At 69.8% G+C, this 14,312-nt stretch carries 11 protein-coding genes and 1 pseudogene; 8 read left to right on the top strand and 4 right to left on the bottom strand.

The window, feature by feature from the left end:
* Positions 1 to 18: 18 nt before the first annotated feature.
* The 3 genes from ABC766_RS29935 to ABC766_RS29925 all read right to left on the bottom strand — a co-directional run bounded on the left by ABC766_RS29935 (position 19) and on the right by ABC766_RS29925 (position 6,544).
* Positions 19 to 1,263, bottom strand: coding sequence for a capsule biosynthesis protein (locus ABC766_RS29935; RefSeq protein WP_043381856.1), 1,245 nt, complete (start codon positions 1,261 to 1,263; stop codon positions 19 to 21).
* A 774-nt stretch (positions 1,264 to 2,037) separates the two neighbouring features.
* Positions 2,038 to 3,285: a DUF2254 domain-containing protein gene (locus tag ABC766_RS29930; RefSeq protein ID WP_345820202.1), complete on the bottom strand. Its 1,248-nt coding sequence runs from the start codon at positions 3,283 to 3,285 to the stop codon at positions 2,038 to 2,040.
* 94 nt (positions 3,286 to 3,379) lie between these two features.
* Positions 3,380 to 6,544, bottom strand: coding sequence for an efflux RND transporter permease subunit (locus ABC766_RS29925; RefSeq protein ID WP_345820201.1), 3,165 nt, complete (start codon positions 6,542 to 6,544; stop codon positions 3,380 to 3,382).
* Between the two features lie 187 nt (positions 6,545 to 6,731).
* Here ABC766_RS29925 and ABC766_RS29920 point away from each other — a divergent pair, with 187 nt between their 5' ends.
* The 3 genes from ABC766_RS29920 (at position 6,732) to ABC766_RS29910 (ending at position 10,624) form a co-directional block, all read left to right on the top strand.
* The gene (locus tag ABC766_RS29920) at positions 6,732 to 7,874 is read left to right on the top strand and encodes an efflux RND transporter periplasmic adaptor subunit (RefSeq protein WP_427902272.1); all 1,143 of its coding nucleotides are present in this window, start codon (positions 6,732 to 6,734) and stop codon (positions 7,872 to 7,874) included.
* Positions 7,855 to 8,199, top strand: a complete 345-nt coding sequence (locus ABC766_RS29915; protein WP_345820199.1) for a hypothetical protein — start codon at positions 7,855 to 7,857, stop codon at positions 8,197 to 8,199. The genes ABC766_RS29920 and ABC766_RS29915 overlap by 20 nt, the downstream gene beginning before the upstream one ends.
* Positions 8,200 to 8,671: 472 nt before the next feature.
* Positions 8,672 to 10,624 (top strand): YgiQ family radical SAM protein, encoded by a 1,953-nt coding sequence (locus ABC766_RS29910; protein ID WP_345820198.1) that lies wholly within the window; start codon positions 8,672 to 8,674, stop codon positions 10,622 to 10,624.
* Between the two features lie 531 nt (positions 10,625 to 11,155).
* Here the strand turns inward: ABC766_RS29910 and ABC766_RS29905 are convergent.
* Entirely contained in the window at positions 11,156 to 11,485 is a 330-nt protein-coding gene (locus tag ABC766_RS29905) for a hypothetical protein (protein WP_345820197.1), read from the bottom strand.
* 210 nt (positions 11,486 to 11,695) lie between these two features.
* On the opposite strand from ABC766_RS29905, the pseudogene ABC766_RS34055 reads away from it, so the two are divergent.
* The 5 genes and pseudogenes from ABC766_RS34055 to ABC766_RS29880 all read left to right on the top strand — a co-directional run.
* A pseudogene (locus ABC766_RS34055) lies at positions 11,696 to 11,899 on the top strand (helix-turn-helix transcriptional regulator); the annotation flags it as partial.
* 360 nt (positions 11,900 to 12,259) lie between these two features.
* Positions 12,260 to 12,433: a CsbD family protein gene (locus ABC766_RS29895; RefSeq protein WP_345820195.1), complete on the top strand. Its 174-nt coding sequence runs from the start codon at positions 12,260 to 12,262 to the stop codon at positions 12,431 to 12,433.
* Between the two features lie 67 nt (positions 12,434 to 12,500).
* Positions 12,501 to 13,007, top strand: a complete 507-nt coding sequence (locus tag ABC766_RS29890; RefSeq protein ID WP_345820194.1) for a CsbD family protein — start codon at positions 12,501 to 12,503, stop codon at positions 13,005 to 13,007.
* 46 nt (positions 13,008 to 13,053) lie between these two features.
* Positions 13,054 to 13,977 carry a PhnA-like protein gene (locus tag ABC766_RS29885; RefSeq protein WP_075380196.1) on the top strand — a complete coding sequence of 308 codons (924 nt, stop codon included), beginning with the start codon at positions 13,054 to 13,056 and terminating at the stop codon, positions 13,975 to 13,977.
* Between the two features lie 82 nt (positions 13,978 to 14,059).
* Positions 14,060 to 14,263, top strand: coding sequence for a CsbD family protein (locus tag ABC766_RS29880; RefSeq protein WP_043346039.1), 204 nt, complete (start codon positions 14,060 to 14,062; stop codon positions 14,261 to 14,263).
* The last annotated feature ends 49 nt before the right edge of the window (positions 14,264 to 14,312 follow it).

Here is a 14,312-nt window from a genome sequence, read left to right as displayed (position 1 = left end):
AACCGATCCGCGCCCCCGTCAGCTCGTGATCATCCGGCGGGTGAACATCGCGGCCGCGAACAGCACGGCGGCGCCGGCCGTGACGAGGCTCGTCATCAGGATCCGTCTCGGCTCCGTGGAAGAGCCGGCCTTGACGGGTTCGACGATCGGCACGAGGGCCACGACCTGTTGCTGGGCCACGATCCGGGCCCGGTCATAGGCCAGTTGCACGTCGCGGTGGTATTTCTCGGCGTTCTCGCGCTCGTGCTCGAGGTCTTCGAACCGCGTGAGCGCGTCCGAGAGGCGCCGCTTCTCCGTCGGTGCTGTGCCGGCCAGCTGCTGCCGAACCTTGGCGATGTTGGCATCGAGATCGGCAATCTGCTGCTTCAGGTCGATGATGCTGCGGGATTGCGGGCCGAGATCCCGCTGAAGCACGGCGAGCTGGATGGCGAGCTTGGTGCGCGAGTCCCGCAGCTCCGACATCGCCTTGATGGTGGCGGTATTCGACTTGACGACGTCGAGCACGCCCTCGCGGTTGCGCAGATCGTTCAATGCGGCGTTGGCCTGCGCCTCCCGCTCCTCGGCGAGCTTCAGGACACGCGCGCTGACGTCCAGCGCGTCCTGGCGGGACCTCATGCTCAGGTCGTTCAACATCCGCTCGGTATCCGCCATCACGGCCTTCGTGATGGCAAGCGACTCGTCGGGGTCGAAGGCCTCGACTGTCAGCGACATGATGCCGGACGCCGACTCGACGTCGACGTCGACGCGGCGCTTCCAGTACTTCAGGAACTTCTCGACCGGCTTTTCCGGGCTGAACCGCGAGAACATGTCGATGCTGTCGCGACCGAACCAGTCGCGGATCGGAAGCTCCGCCGCGACGGCTTCGACCAGCGGCCGGCTGTGGATGTATTCCTGTGCGATGAGCGTTTCCTGGGCGACCGTCGCCTTGATCACGCCGGCATTCGTGCCGACCGTGTCCGGCGTCGCCTTGTCGGCCGTCCCGACGGTCGGCCGGATCGCGAACTGTGCCTCGGTCACGAAGCGGTCGGAGGCGATCAGGCCGTAGAAGATCGCGCCGCCCAGGGTCGGCAGGACGAAGCAGACGACGAAGAGGAGCGGTAGCCAGGGATCGCTTTTGACGTGACTCTGGTACGAGCGCACGCCCTTCTTGGTGTCGGGAAGGCCCGGCAGGCGTGCGAACTGCCGCAGCGAGTGCGCGATCACCTTGTTCCGGTCGATGCCTTTCGAAGGCCTGCCCCCCGCCTTCTCGACCTGCGTGTTCATCGTTGCTTCTCGAAACTCGGGCTGCCACGGGCGCGATCGGCCCGCGAGGCTGTGATGCCGCTCGCGCAGCCCGTCGCACGGCGAGGCGGCGAAAGCATGTCAGCCGAAAGACACCGGAACGAGAACCCGACAGAGGGGCCGGTCCCGAACGCCGTGCCGCCATCGGCGGCGTGCGGCGACCGACAACGGGCCGCACATCCGGCCGCCGGTGCCGTTCGGGACCCCGAGACGTCCCCCGAGGGAGCCCTCGATCTACCGCCTGTATTCCGGCGAGAGATGATCGAGCGGGTTGGTGCGCGCGTCCTTGTTCCGGCCGGATACGGTCCCGGTGCTTCCCCCGCGCATGACGTCCGTCGATGAAGAGAGGGCGCTCGGGGGTGAGACAGGGCCGCTCGGTCGATCGGCAGGGGAAGGGCTGCCCGGCGTGGTGCTGACCCCGGGGGGCAGCGTCGCCGGCGTCGGCTGATCGATCCGGCTCGCCGCCGATTGGGCGAGCACCGGTCCAGAAAGCGCGATCAGCGCGCAGGCCCCCATGGCCGCGCGGCGCACGGCAGTCCGTGCGGAGCCGACAGGGAGAGCGTGCATCAGGATCATCAATCCAGTCATCCTCGAAAGCCGGTCGCCCCGCGTCCGGTGAGCCAATGGATCAGCGCATCGGCAGTTCCGAACTGGCGATGACCGGTGCCGCGCCGAGGCTTCTCCGGCGCGTCGCCTCGGCGGCACCCTGCGCGCATGAGGCGAACGGCGGTCGAGACGGCCGAGCCCGCTTGGGCATCAGCGCAGGGTCAGGGCCTCCACGGCGGCCTTTTCCGACGGGACCATCAGGGCGAAGCCCGCATGCTCCGTGACCAGGATCGAGGCGCGCGCGGCTGCGGCGGAGAAGCACTCCGGGGACATGCTTCGCAGGGCCGCCAGGCCCTTCTGCAGCCGCACGCCGACCTGCACGATCCCGCCGCCCTCACGGGCCAGCGGATGGAAGAAATCCGCAATCAGGTCGTCGGTCGACAGGGCCGGGACCCGGATGCGCGGATGTTCGGGTTCGCGCGGCGGCCGGTCCGGGTCCGGTATCCACTCCGAGAGCACGCGCAAGCCTGCGCCGATCACCGCGATCGCGGTCCCGTAATCGGCGGCCGTCGGCGGAAGCGCCTTCGATCCGATCTCCGCGAGGACGGACAGGCCGAAGCGCGGATCCTGCTCCCAGGCACGATCGTCGGCGATCAGGAAGGCCCGGCGGACGGCCGCCAGGGCGGCGGCCTCCATCTCCGGGTCGACGAAGGCGAGGGGCGTGGCGGCGTGGACGAAGGCGCCAGGGAGCACGGCCACGTCCAGCATCGCGTCGCGGCCGCCGAGGGCCCGCGTCAGCACCGCCAGGTCGACATGCTGGATGTAGCCGATCCGATCCGCGAGGACCGGCCGCGCGTGGCGGTGCGCCGGATCCGGGGGGATGCCACCGAGATGCGGTTGGTCGCGCCGGCAGCGCAGCGCCTGGGCCGCCGCCTGCTCGACCAGCCGGATCGTCTCGCCGACCCGGCCGAAGCGCGTGAGCTGCTGCATCCAACGCAGGAGGGTGACGACGATCAGGCCGATGACCACCACCGTCGCGCCCAGCATGACGAGGCGCCCGCCCGGCCCGTAGAGGCGGGTCGACAAGGCCACGATCCCCACCACCGAGAACAGGAACGCCCCGAGGAACGTGGCGAGCGCGTCGTGCGCCCGCCGGTCCTCGCTCCAGAGGATCGTGGCGCGCGGCGTCACGCCCGACGAGGCGGACCCCAGGGCGTTCACCAGCACGGTCAGCGAGAAGGTCGTCACCGTCAGCATCGAGGAGGCCAGGATGCTCAGGACGTTGCCGACGGCGTCGGCACCGACGCTGAGGGCGAAGTTCTCCTCGACGTGAAACTGGAAGCGCCACGCCACCAGGGCCGCCAGGACGCCCCCGACGCAGTAGAGCGCGGCGCGGACCCAGGCCTGGCGGAGGGTTCGGGACAGGATCAGCCGCCAGCGCGGCATGACGGTCTTCATGCGCGCTTCGGCCCCCTCCCGCCGCCGATCCCGATGTCCGCGCCGATGTCCGCGCCGATGTCCGCGCCACCGGCACTGCGACGGACCAACGCCGCTACTCGGCCGGCAGTGCCGCGTCTCCGGCCCCGGACGGCTCGGGCGCGGCCGGATCGCGGCGCCCGAGCAGCCGCTCGAAGGCGACGTAGAAGGTCGGCGTGATGAACAGGGTGATGAAGGTCGCCACGACGAGGCCGCCGATCACCACGGTCCCCATGGAGACGCGCGCATGCGCCCCGGCGCCGCTGGCGATGGCCAGCGGGATCGAGCCGGTGATGAAGGCGAAGGAGGTCATGAGGATCGGGCGCATGCGGAGGCGCGCCGCGTCCTGGGCCGCCTTCAGCACGTCCTCGCCCTGCCGGCGCAGATCCTCCGCGAAGGACACGAGCAGGATCGAGTTCTTGGCGGCCAGGCCCACGAGCAGCAGGAGCCCGATCTGGCCGAAGATGTCGAGTTCGAGCCCCCGCACCGCCAGGAAGCCGATGGCGCCGAAGATCGCGATCGGCGTCGCGAGCAGGATCACGAAGGGCAGGCGCAGCGACTCGTACTGGCCCGCCAGCAGCAGGAAGATCATCAGGACGCCGAGGCCGAAGATCAGCGGCGCGTAGCCGCCCGCGACCTTCTCCTGATAGGCGACGTCGGTCCATTCCACCGCGTAGTCGGCCGGCAGGCGGCTCTTGGCGAGCGCCTCGACCTCCTTGAGCACCGTGCCGGAACTCGCGGTGGAGGCCACCTCGATCGCCACCTCGATGGCCGGGTAGGTGTTGTAGGACAGGACGGCGGTGGGGCCGGTGGTGAACTCCGCCCGCACCAGGGAGCCGATCCGCACCGGCTCGCCCCGACTGTTCAGGACCGGCAGGGCCTCCAGATCCTGGATCGTGCGCCGGCCCGCGGCCTCGCTCTGCACGTAGACCTGGTAGACGAAGCCGAAGCGGTTGAAGAGGTTGACGAAGCTCGATCCGACATAGGTCCCGAGCGCGTCGAACAGGTTCTGGAGGGGCACGCCGAGCTGCTCGGCCTTGGCCCGGTCGATCTCCAGGCGGATCTGCGGGACGCCGTAGCTCGTCGTCGGGAGCGCCTGGGCGATGTTGGGGCTCTTCTCCATTTCGTCGATGAAGCGCTGCGCCGCCGCGGCGAGCTTGAGGCCCCCGGTGCCGCTGCGGTCCTGGATCTCCAGGGTCAGGCCGCTGCGCGTGCCGAGGCCGGGCAGCGGCGACGGGTTGACCACCCGCACCGTCCCGTCCGGATCGTGCCGGAACTGCTTCTGCACGCGGGCGATGATGGCGTCGGCCGAGGCCGTCCGCTCGCCCCAGGGCTTCAGGACCGGGATCTGGAACCCGTAGAACGGCGCCACCGCGTCGGCGAGGATGCTGCGCCCGACGACGCCGATCGTGTGATCGACCTCCGGCATGTCCCGCAGGCTCTTGCCGAGCCGCTCGACCATGCGGTCGGTGCGCGCCACGGCGGCGCCCTTGGGCAGGGCGACGTCGGCGAAGAAGTAGCCCTGATCCTCGTTCGGGACGAAGCCGGTCGGGCGCTGCATCACGAGGAGCACGGTGAGCGCCGCGAAGGCCGCGAAGGCGAGGCCGACGAGCACCAGATGGCGGCTGAGCCGCCCGATCATCGCGGTGAGGAGGCCCGCGGCCCGCTCCAGCGTCCGGTTGAACCAGCGCAGCGGCGCCTTCCACCGGCTCTGCCGGGCCTGCGCCCCCTCTGGCCGGTGCCTCAGGATCAGGCCGCAGAGCGCCGGCGTCAGGGTCAGCGAGACGACGGCCGAGATCATCACCGAGATCGCGATGGTCAGGGCGAACTGGTTGTAGAGCTGGCCGGTCAGGCCCGGGATGAAGGCCACCGGCACGAACAGGGCGGCCAGGACCAGGGTGGTGGCGATCACCGGGCCGGCGACCTCGTTCACCGCCTCCCGGGCGGCCGCCCGCGGCTCCATCCCCTCGTCCATCAGCCGCTCGGTGTTCTCGACCACGATGATCGCGTCGTCGACCACGAGGCCCACCGCCAGCACCATGCCGAGCAGGCTCAAGGTGTTGAAGGAGAAGCCGAGCAGCGCCATCGGGCCGAAGGTCCCGACCAGCGCCACCGGCACGGCGATGGAGGGGATCAGCGTCGCCCGCCAGTTCTGCAGGAACAGGTAGGTGACGATGACGACGAGGAGGAGTGCCTCGAACAGGGTGTGGACCACCTCGCGGATCGCCTCGCGGACGAACTCGGTGCGGTCGAGGGCGATCTTGTACTTGAGCCCGGGCGGGAACCGCCGGGCCAGCTCTTCCATGGTGGCCTTCACCCCGTCCATCACATGGACCGCGTTGGCGCCGGGCGTCTGGTAGAGGCCGAGCGTCGCCGAGGGCTGCCCGTCGAAGCCGGAGCGCACGCCGTACTGCTCCGAGCCCAACTCCACCCGCGCCACGTCCCGGACCCGGACCACGGAGCCGTCGGGGTTGGCCCGCAGCAGGATGTTGGCGAATTCCTGGGGCTGGCTCAGCCGCCCCTGAGTCACGACCTGCAGCTCGAAGGCGGTGGGCTGCCCATCGGTCGGCGGCTTGCCGAGGGATCCGGTGGTGATCTGCTCATTCTGCTGGCTCACCGCGCGGATCACCGCATCGGGGCTGATCGCCAGGGCCTCCATCTTCACCGGATCGAGCCAGATGCGCATGGCGTAGCGCTTCTGGGAGAAGTTCTGGATCCGGCCCATGCCGTCGACCCGGCGCAGGGGTTTGATCACCTGCGTCTCGGCCCAGTTGGCCAGGAACAGCTCGTCGTAGGGCGAGCCCGGATCGGCGTAGAGCACGATGTTGCCGAGCCGCTGGCGGGAGCTCTTCTGGATCTCCAGGCCCTGCGCGCGCACCGAGGCCGGGAGCTTCGATTCGGCCCGGTTGGCGCGGGTCAGGACCTCTGCGGCGGCGGCGTCGAGATCGGAGCCGATCTCGAAGGTCGCGTCGAGGTTGACGCTGCCGTCGGTGTTGCTGGTCGAAGCGATGTACAGGAGGTGCTGGGCGCCGTTGATCTCCTGCTCCAGGGGCGTCGTGACGGCGTCGTAGGCCTGCTGTGCGCTCGCGCCCGGATAGGTCGCCTGGATGTTGATGATCGGCGGCGCGATCTCGGGAAACTGCGCGATCGGCAGGGTCAGGCCCGCCACCGCGCCGATCAGGGTGATCAGAACCGAGATGACGGCCGCGAGGACCGGCCGATCGACGAAGCGGGCGAACATCGGACCTCGACGGTGGTCGGTGGCCGCGAGGACCGGGCGTGCAACGCGAGCGTGTTTGGCGTGTTCCCTGTCCGGTTCGGCGCCGAGCGCGCCGCAGCGGGGAGCAGGCGGCGTGCGGGCGGGGATTCGGTACGGCTTACTCGGATGTGGCGCCGCGCTGGTCCTTGCGGCGGGCGGCTGGTTCGCGATGGGCCGACCGGACCCGTCCGTGCTGATGGCGGCCCTGCCCTGGTCGGACCGGCCGCCCGAGACCGCTGAGGCCGAACCGCCGATCGCCGTGACGGTGACGACGGCGCGGACGCAGGCGGTGCCGATCAGCTTCACCTATACGGGGACGATCATCGCGCAGCAGGACGCGGCCCTGCGGGCCCGGGTGACCGGCAACGTCACCGATCGCCCCTTCGAGCCGGGTGGCCACGTGAAGAAGGGGCAGGTGCTCTTCCGGATCGACCCGCGTCCGTTCCACGTGGCGCTCGCCCAGGCCCAGGCGCAGGAGGCGCAGGCCAAGGCGCAGCTCCAGTTCGCGCAGGCCGAGGTGAGCCGGACCGACACGCTGGCCGACAAGGGCTACGCGTCCGAGCAGCGCCTCCAGCAGCTTCAGTCGAACGCCGCCTCCGCCGCTGCCCAGGTCCAGGGGGCCGAGGCCGCGATCGCGCGGCAGAACCTCAACCTCGACTACGCGGTGGTGAACGCCCCCTTCGACGGGCGGGCGAGCCTGTCGATCGTCAACCCCGGCGACCTCGTCATCGAGAACCAGACGCAGCTGGTCACGGTGGTGCAGCTCGACCCGATCGACGTGCAGATGGCGCTCTCCTCCGAGGATTCCGAGGCGCTGCGCGAGGCGATGCAGAAGGGCCCCGTGACCGTGGAGGTGCTGGACGAGGCCGGCAAACCCATGCGCGACGCGAAGGTCTATCAGCTCGACAACCGATTTGACCCCCGCACCGCCCGTCGCCTGGTGCGCGCCCTATTACCGAACACCGACGAGCGCTTCCTGCCGGGTCAGTTCATCCGTGCCCGGGTGAAGACCGGCACCGAGGAGAAGCTTCTGGTCCCCACGATCGCGTTGTCGGCCAGACTCGCTCAGCAGATCGTCTACGTGGTCGACGATCAGGGTGTCGTACGCCAGAAGCCCGTGACGACGGGCGACAGCTTCGGCGAGGACACCGCGATCCTGGCCGGGCTCAAGGCCGGCGAGCGGGTGGTGACCGACCACCTTCAGGACATGCGGCAGGACCTCAAGGTTGAGATCCGGTCCGCGGAGGCCGACGGCCCGTCCAAGTCTCCGGCGACGAAGACGGGGGGCCGGGATGCGGACGATCGCGGCTGACCGCGCCATGCGAGCCATCCCCCCGCTCGGGCTGATCCTGGCGCTCCTGCAAGCATCGGCCGCCCAATCGGCCTCGACGGCGGCGCCGGCGGGCTGCCGTGTCGATCATGCGCGGTACGAGGCCCTCAAGACAGGCATGACCTATCGGCAGGTGCGGGCACGCCTGGGTTGCGATGGCCGCCGCATTTCGCACCTGACGATCGGCCGGGTCCGGCGCGCGACCTATTCCTGGCCCGGGCGGGGCACGTATGGGGCCAATCTCACGCTCACGTTCCGCAACGAAAGGCTCACGGACAAGGCGCAGCTCGGCCTGCGCGTGCCCTGAGCGATCCGCTCGGCCCGAGAGCGGCCTTCCCGCCAGGCCTGAGGGGCAAGACGGGCCTCGGAGCCGACCGGGTGATGACCACACGCCGGAGGCGTTCGAGCGCCGCCCCCGACGGTCCTGGCCCGTGTCGGGCGCGGCCGCGCCGACGGCAGGGGGCATCACGGTCGGGAGGGATCGCGTCCTTTTCCGGGAGAGCCCCAGGTTCCGGTCCCGCTTCAGGCGCGGTTTCGGCGAGGGGCGTCGTCGTCCACGCATGGCCGGATCGGCGCGTGACCTTGGCCGCGACAGTGCCGGCGGCCTCACGAGGTTTGATGCAGGGGCGACGGCCGCCTTCCCTCTGGCGGTTCGTTGAGCTCGCGGCCTCGGCGGCCTATGCATAGACCCCATGGAACTCCACGCGCCCGCCAACCGACCCTTGGCACCCATCGTCTGCCAACCGCCGCCCGCCGGAAAGGCGGCGCCGTTCCTGCCGATGAGCCGCGCCGAGATGGCGGCGCTCGGATGGGACGCCTGCGACATCGTGCTGGTGACGGGCGATGCCTATGTGGATCACCCCAGCTTCGGCATGGCCATCATCGGCCGGCTGCTCGAAGCACAGGGGTTCAAGGTCGGCATCATCGCCCAGCCGGACTGGCAGTCGGCCGAGCCGTTCAAGGTTCTGGGCAAGCCGAAGCTGTTCTTCGGCGTCACCGGCGGCAATCTCGACTCGATGGTGAACCGCTACACGGCGGACCGCCGGCTGCGCCACGACGACGCCTACACGGCCGGCGGCGAAGGCGGCCGGCGGCCGGACCGCTCGACCATCGTCTACACGCAGCGCTGCCGCGAGGCCTACAAGGACGTGCCGATCGTGCTCGGCGGTATCGAGGCGTCGCTGCGCCGCATCGCCCATTACGATTACTGGTCCGACAAGGTGCGCCGCTCGATCCTCGCGGACGCGAAGGCCGATCTGCTCATCTACGGCAATGCCGAGCGCGCCGTGGTCGAGGTTGCGAACCGTCTCGCGGCCGGCGAGGCGCCGCAGGAACTCGACGCCGTCCGGGGCGTCGCCCTGTTCCGCCGCGTGCCCGAGCATTACACCGAGCTGCCCGCCGACGATCTCGATTCGACCGACGAGGCCGCCGCCCGCCGCCCCGGCGAGACCGTGATCCGGCTCCCCGCCTACGAGCAGGTCAAGGACGACAAGGAGGCCTATGCCCGCGCCTCGCGGGTGCTGCACCGGGAGGCCAATCCCGGCAATGCCCGCCCGCTCGTCCAGCGCCACGGCGACCGCGACCTGTGGCTGAACCCGCCGCCGATCCCGCTCTCCAGCGCGGAGATGGACGCGGTCTACGACCTGCCCTACGCCCGCGCCCCCCATCCGTCCTACGGGGACGCGAAAATCCCCGCCTGGGACATGATCAAGTTCTCGGTGACGATCATGCGCGGCTGCTTCGGCGGCTGCACCTTCTGCTCCATCACCGAGCACGAGGGCCGCGTCATCCAGAACCGCTCGGAGGGCTCGATCCTGCGCGAGATCGAGAAGATCCGCGACAAGACGCCGGGCTTCACGGGGGTGATCTCGGATGTCGGCGGGCCGACGGCGAACATGTACCGGATGGCGTGCAAGGACCCGAAGATCGAGGCGGCGTGCCGGCTGCCGTCCTGCGTCTTTCCGGATATCTGCCCGAACCTGAACACCTCGCACGACGACCTGATCCGGCTCTACCGCAAGGTCCGGGAGGTGAAGGGCGTCAAGAAGGTCATGGTCGCCTCCGGCGTGCGCTACGACCTCGCCGTCCGGAGCCCCGAATACGTCAAGGAGCTCGTGACCCATCACGTCGGCGGCCGTCTCAAGATCGCGCCCGAGCACACCGAGCGCGGCCCCCTCGACCTGATGATGAAGCCGGGCATCGGCACGTATGACCGCTTCAAGGAGATGTTCGACGCCGCCGCCAAGCAGGCCGGCAAGAAATACTACCTGATCCCGTATTTCATCGCGGCGCATCCGGGCACGACCGACGAGGACATGATGCACCTCGCCCTCTGGCTCAAGAAGAACGACTATCGCGCCGATCAGGTCCAGACGTTCCTGCCCTCGCCGATGGCCACCGCCACGACCATGTATCACACCGAGATCAACCCGTTGCAGGGCGTGCGGCGCGGCGGCAGCGAGCCGGTCGACGCGATCAAGGGGATGCGGCAGCGCCGGCTGCACAAGGCGTTCCTGCGCTACCACGATCCCGAGAACTGGCCCCTGCTGCGGGAGGCGCTGCGGGCGATGGGTCGCGCGGATCTCATCGGGCCGAGGCCGGACCAGCTCGTTCCGCTCTCGCAGCCGCCGGGAACGGGCGCCGGTGCGGGCAAGGCGGGTGGCCAGCCGCGCCCCATGCGCCATCCGGGTGCGCCGCGTTTCACCACGAAGGGCGTGCCGCTGAGGAAGTGATGACCGCGCGCGGCTGATCGACGGATGTTCCGAGAGCTGCGTTCGACCGAGGCTGCATCCAGATGGATCGAGCGCAGACATCCATGGATGTCGGGCGCGGACGAATGGCCACGGCTTGCGCGTGTTCGGGCTCGGATGGCTTTGCGCGGTCGCGCGTGGCGACGCGGGCGCCTTCGATCCGAGGGACACGAAGGACGCCGTCAACCTGCGCTTCGGGGTCGTGGACCCTGATGGAGGATTGCGGGCCGGGAAGGCGCGAGGGCCAAGTCCGACGCGAGCGCCTTCATCCTGAGTATCCCGGCCCCGCTGGAGACGGAAAACAAGGGTTAGCTCCCCCGGCCAGTTCGAGCCGGTCGCGCACCCCTGGATGTCCTGCACGGTGAGCCGGTGCTGCTGGTCGGCGAGGCTCGACAATCCTGCCGCGTGCGAACCCTCCGGGTCGGGCACCTCCCGCCGTTACTTTATCCGGTCGTCGCGGTGCCTGTTGCGCAGAATCGTGAAAAGCCACGCCTTTAAGGGAGCGCCGGGCCGCTAGCTGGTTCGATGCTCCCGGACCTTGAGCAACGTGTACTGCACGAGGTCGTCGCTCTCGGTGGCGTCGCGGTTCAGCGACAGCGCAGACCGGCTCAGATGCGGCACCCCCGCGACAAGTTCGGCCGCGAAGCCATGGCCCGACGGCGTCTCGGCCGTGTCCAGCGCCTCCAAGAGGCGCCGGAAAGAGGCCGCCAACGGGAATTTCTCATCGGGCAGCGCGACGTCTAAGTAGTAATTCTGCAGACCTCGCCGGATTTCGTCGCGCGCAGGCGAGATCACGGCACCGTGTGCGGCGGGCGAACGAAACTGTTCGGCGACATGGGGCACGCGAGTGGGCTCGCCATCGTCTTGAGGGCGGCGCCCAGGACCATCCGGCGGTCTCGCAGGCGCGATGAGCATCAATCTTGGGTCGCAAATCCCCGCGTCAATGATACGTGCGTACCGGGATAATAACATAAATTTTGGAACCTGCTTGTGCGCAACCCGTTTGTGCCCGGCTGCCGAAGGGCAGTGAGCGCGGGACGGGGTGCGGAAGCGGTGACGGCGGACATCGACAAGCATGAACTCCGGCCCATCATCGCCGGCCTGAGTGAGGGCGAGATCCTCGTCGAGCCCGACTGGGCCAGCGCGTGGTGTGCCAACGCGGCCGCCCCGGCGATGCAGGGTGCCGAGAGCCTGAACGAGCGCGGGCCGAACATGGACGCGTACCGGGACCGGCTCTGCCTGCGCGACCGCAGCGACCGTGGCGCCATCGAGAATCTCGCCAATCTGCGATGGCCGGACGTCGGCAAGGCGAAGGCATACGCCGTCCACCTGACGGTGCGCGAGCGCCAGATCCTGAACCTCGCCTGCGCGGGCCGGAATACCGCGGCCAACGCCTGCACGCTCAACCTGTCACGCAATCACGGCGCCGCGCTCCACCGGAAGATCGGCGTCCGCAAAGGGTCGGGGGTGGTCGTCTGGGGTCGAGGGAACGGATCTCCGATACAAGTCTCTGGAGCAAAATGATTACCGTACCGGTATAATTTGCTCATTGAACACGGAGACGGGACGATCATCTCATCGTCGGTGCAGGGTTTTCTCGAACACGACGGAGCACCCATGGCCGAAGACAGGAATTCCACTTCCGCCGAGCACCTCAAGGGCTCGGTCAAAGAAGCCCTCGGCAAGCTCACCGGCGACATCCGGGTCGAGGCCGAGGGGCGACGGCAGAAGCGCGAGGCCCGCGCCGTCAAGTCCGTCGGGATCCAGCCCGCCAAGCCGGGTGGGGACTGACGCGAATTCGACCGGCGCCCCGACGCGGAGGCGCCGACCCACACCACCATCACGCAAGGAGAACGACATGGTTGACACGGATCGGATCACGGGCGCCGCCAAGGAAATCGGCGGCAAGGTGCAGGGCGCGGTGGGCGATCTGACCGGCTCGCGGCGGGACTCGGTCGAGGGGCGCGCCCGCGAGGCGGCCGGCCAGGCCGAGAACCTCTACGGCCAGGCCAAGGACACCGTGCGTGACGCGGCCGAGCACGTCGCCGACACCGCCCGCGATATCGGCGGCCGAATTCGCGAGACCGTGGGCGGCCTCGTCGGCTCCGACGACGTCGAGGATCGGGCGCGCCGCGCGCAGGGCGCCGCCGAGGACCACTTCGACCGGGCCCGTCGCTCCGTGCGCCGCGCCGCCGACGACGCCTCCGATTACGCGGAAGACGCCTACGGGCGCGGCGCTCGCGCCCTGCGCCATGGCCAGGGCGGTGTGAGCGGCCAGGTCGCCGAGTACCCCCTCGCATCCCTGCTGATCGCCGGCGCCGTCGGCTTCGGCCTCGGCCTGCTCGTCTCGGGCACCCGCGACTGAGCCGCCGACCCACGACTTCGAACGACCCAAGACCCGGAGTGAAAGAGTGACCATCCAGACGACCGCTTCCCCCCTCGCCACGACAGCCACGCAGGCCGACACGCGTGCCGTGCTGCTCAACCAGGTGTCCTGGGGGGCCATCTTCGCCGGCGCCGTCACCGCCCTGGTGACTCAGGTCATCGTGAACCTCGTCGGCGTCGGGGTGGGCCTGGCCTCCGTCGGCACCACCGCCGCCGACAACCCGTCGGCCTCCACCGTCTCGATGGGCGCTGGCATCTGGTTCGTGGCCTCGGGCATCGTCGCCTCGCTGGCCGGCGGCCTGATCGCGGGCCGGCTCTCGGGCAAGCCCCTGCCGGGCGCCGCCGCCCTGCACGGTCTCGTCTCCTGGGCGGTGACGACGCTGGTCGTGCTCTACCTGCTGACCTCGGCCGCCAGCGGCCTGGTCGGCGGCACGCTGAGCACCGTCTCGGGCGCGCTCGGCGGCGCGGGCAACCTCGTGGGCGGCACCGTGCAGACGGCGGCCCAGGCTGCGGCGCCGTCGCTGTCGAAGATCTCGAACCCGCTGGACGGCATCGAGGACAAGGTTCGCCAGCAGGCCGCCGGCCAGGACCCGCAGGCGGCTCGTGATGCCGCGGTGGCGGCGGTGCGCGCCGTGCTGACCGGTGACCCCGCCCAGAAGGAGCAGGCCAAGAACCGCGCCGCCGATGCGCTGGCTAAGGCCCAGGGTATCTCGCCCGACCAGGCCAAGGCGCAGATCGACGACTACCAGAAGCAGTACGAGCAGGCCGTCGCTACCGCCAAGCAGAAGGCTGAGGCCGCTGCCGTCACGGCGAAGTCCGCCGCCACCCAGGGCGCGTTCTACGCTGCCATCGCCCTGATCCTAGGCGCGCTGGCGGCCTTCTTCGGCGGTCGCCTCGGCGCCCCGAAGCCGGCGACGCTCCTCTCCTCCTACGACGCCCGCCGCGTCTGAACCCCTTCACCGGCCCCCGCCCACGGGCGGGGGTCTCCACCGGCCGGAGCATCCGGCCTCACTCGCGAAGCAGGAGCGCACGATGAGCAGCACCACCGACAAGCTCAAGGGTCTGGCCAACGAGGCCGTCGGCAACGTCAAGCAGGGCGTCGGCAACGTGACCGGCAACGACAAGCTCGTGGCCGAGGGCAAGGCGCAGGAGCTGAAGGGCGAGGCGCAGAAGACCGTGGGCGACGTCAAGGACGGCGCCAAGAACCTCGCCGACAAGGTCACCGGCAAGCACTGATCGCGACTCCAGCGGCGCCGGTACGGCCGGCGCCGCCCGAGGGAGCCGT

The sequence above is a fragment of the Methylobacterium fujisawaense genome, from assembly GCF_039619325.1.
Taxonomy (GTDB): Bacteria; Pseudomonadota; Alphaproteobacteria; order Rhizobiales; family Beijerinckiaceae; genus Methylobacterium; species Methylobacterium fujisawaense.
The sequence above is the reverse complement of the archived record's forward strand: the minus strand, read 5'-3'. Positions and strand labels throughout refer to the sequence as shown.

Excerpts from the sequence above, each read along its gene's own strand:
- ABC766_RS29910 (WP_345820198.1), top strand. The coding sequence starts at position 8,672 with ATGAGCCGCGCCGAGATGGCGGCGCTCGGATGGGACGCCTGCGACATC.
- ABC766_RS29890 (WP_345820194.1), top strand. The coding sequence starts at position 12,501 with ATGGTTGACACGGATCGGATCACGGGCGCCGCCAAGGAAATCGGCGGC.
- ABC766_RS29915 (WP_345820199.1), top strand. The coding sequence starts at position 7,855 with ATGCGGACGATCGCGGCTGACCGCGCCATGCGAGCCATCCCCCCGCTC.
- ABC766_RS29935 (WP_043381856.1), bottom strand. The coding sequence starts at position 1,263 with ATGAACACGCAGGTCGAGAAGGCGGGGGGCAGGCCTTCGAAAGGCATC.
- ABC766_RS29925 (WP_345820201.1), bottom strand. The coding sequence starts at position 6,544 with ATGTTCGCCCGCTTCGTCGATCGGCCGGTCCTCGCGGCCGTCATCTCG.
- ABC766_RS29880 (WP_043346039.1), top strand. The coding sequence starts at position 14,060 with ATGAGCAGCACCACCGACAAGCTCAAGGGTCTGGCCAACGAGGCCGTC.
- ABC766_RS29930 (WP_345820202.1), bottom strand. The coding sequence starts at position 3,285 with ATGAAGACCGTCATGCCGCGCTGGCGGCTGATCCTGTCCCGAACCCTC.
- ABC766_RS29920 (WP_427902272.1), top strand. The coding sequence starts at position 6,732 with ATGGGCCGACCGGACCCGTCCGTGCTGATGGCGGCCCTGCCCTGGTCG.
- ABC766_RS29895 (WP_345820195.1), top strand. The coding sequence starts at position 12,260 with ATGGCCGAAGACAGGAATTCCACTTCCGCCGAGCACCTCAAGGGCTCG.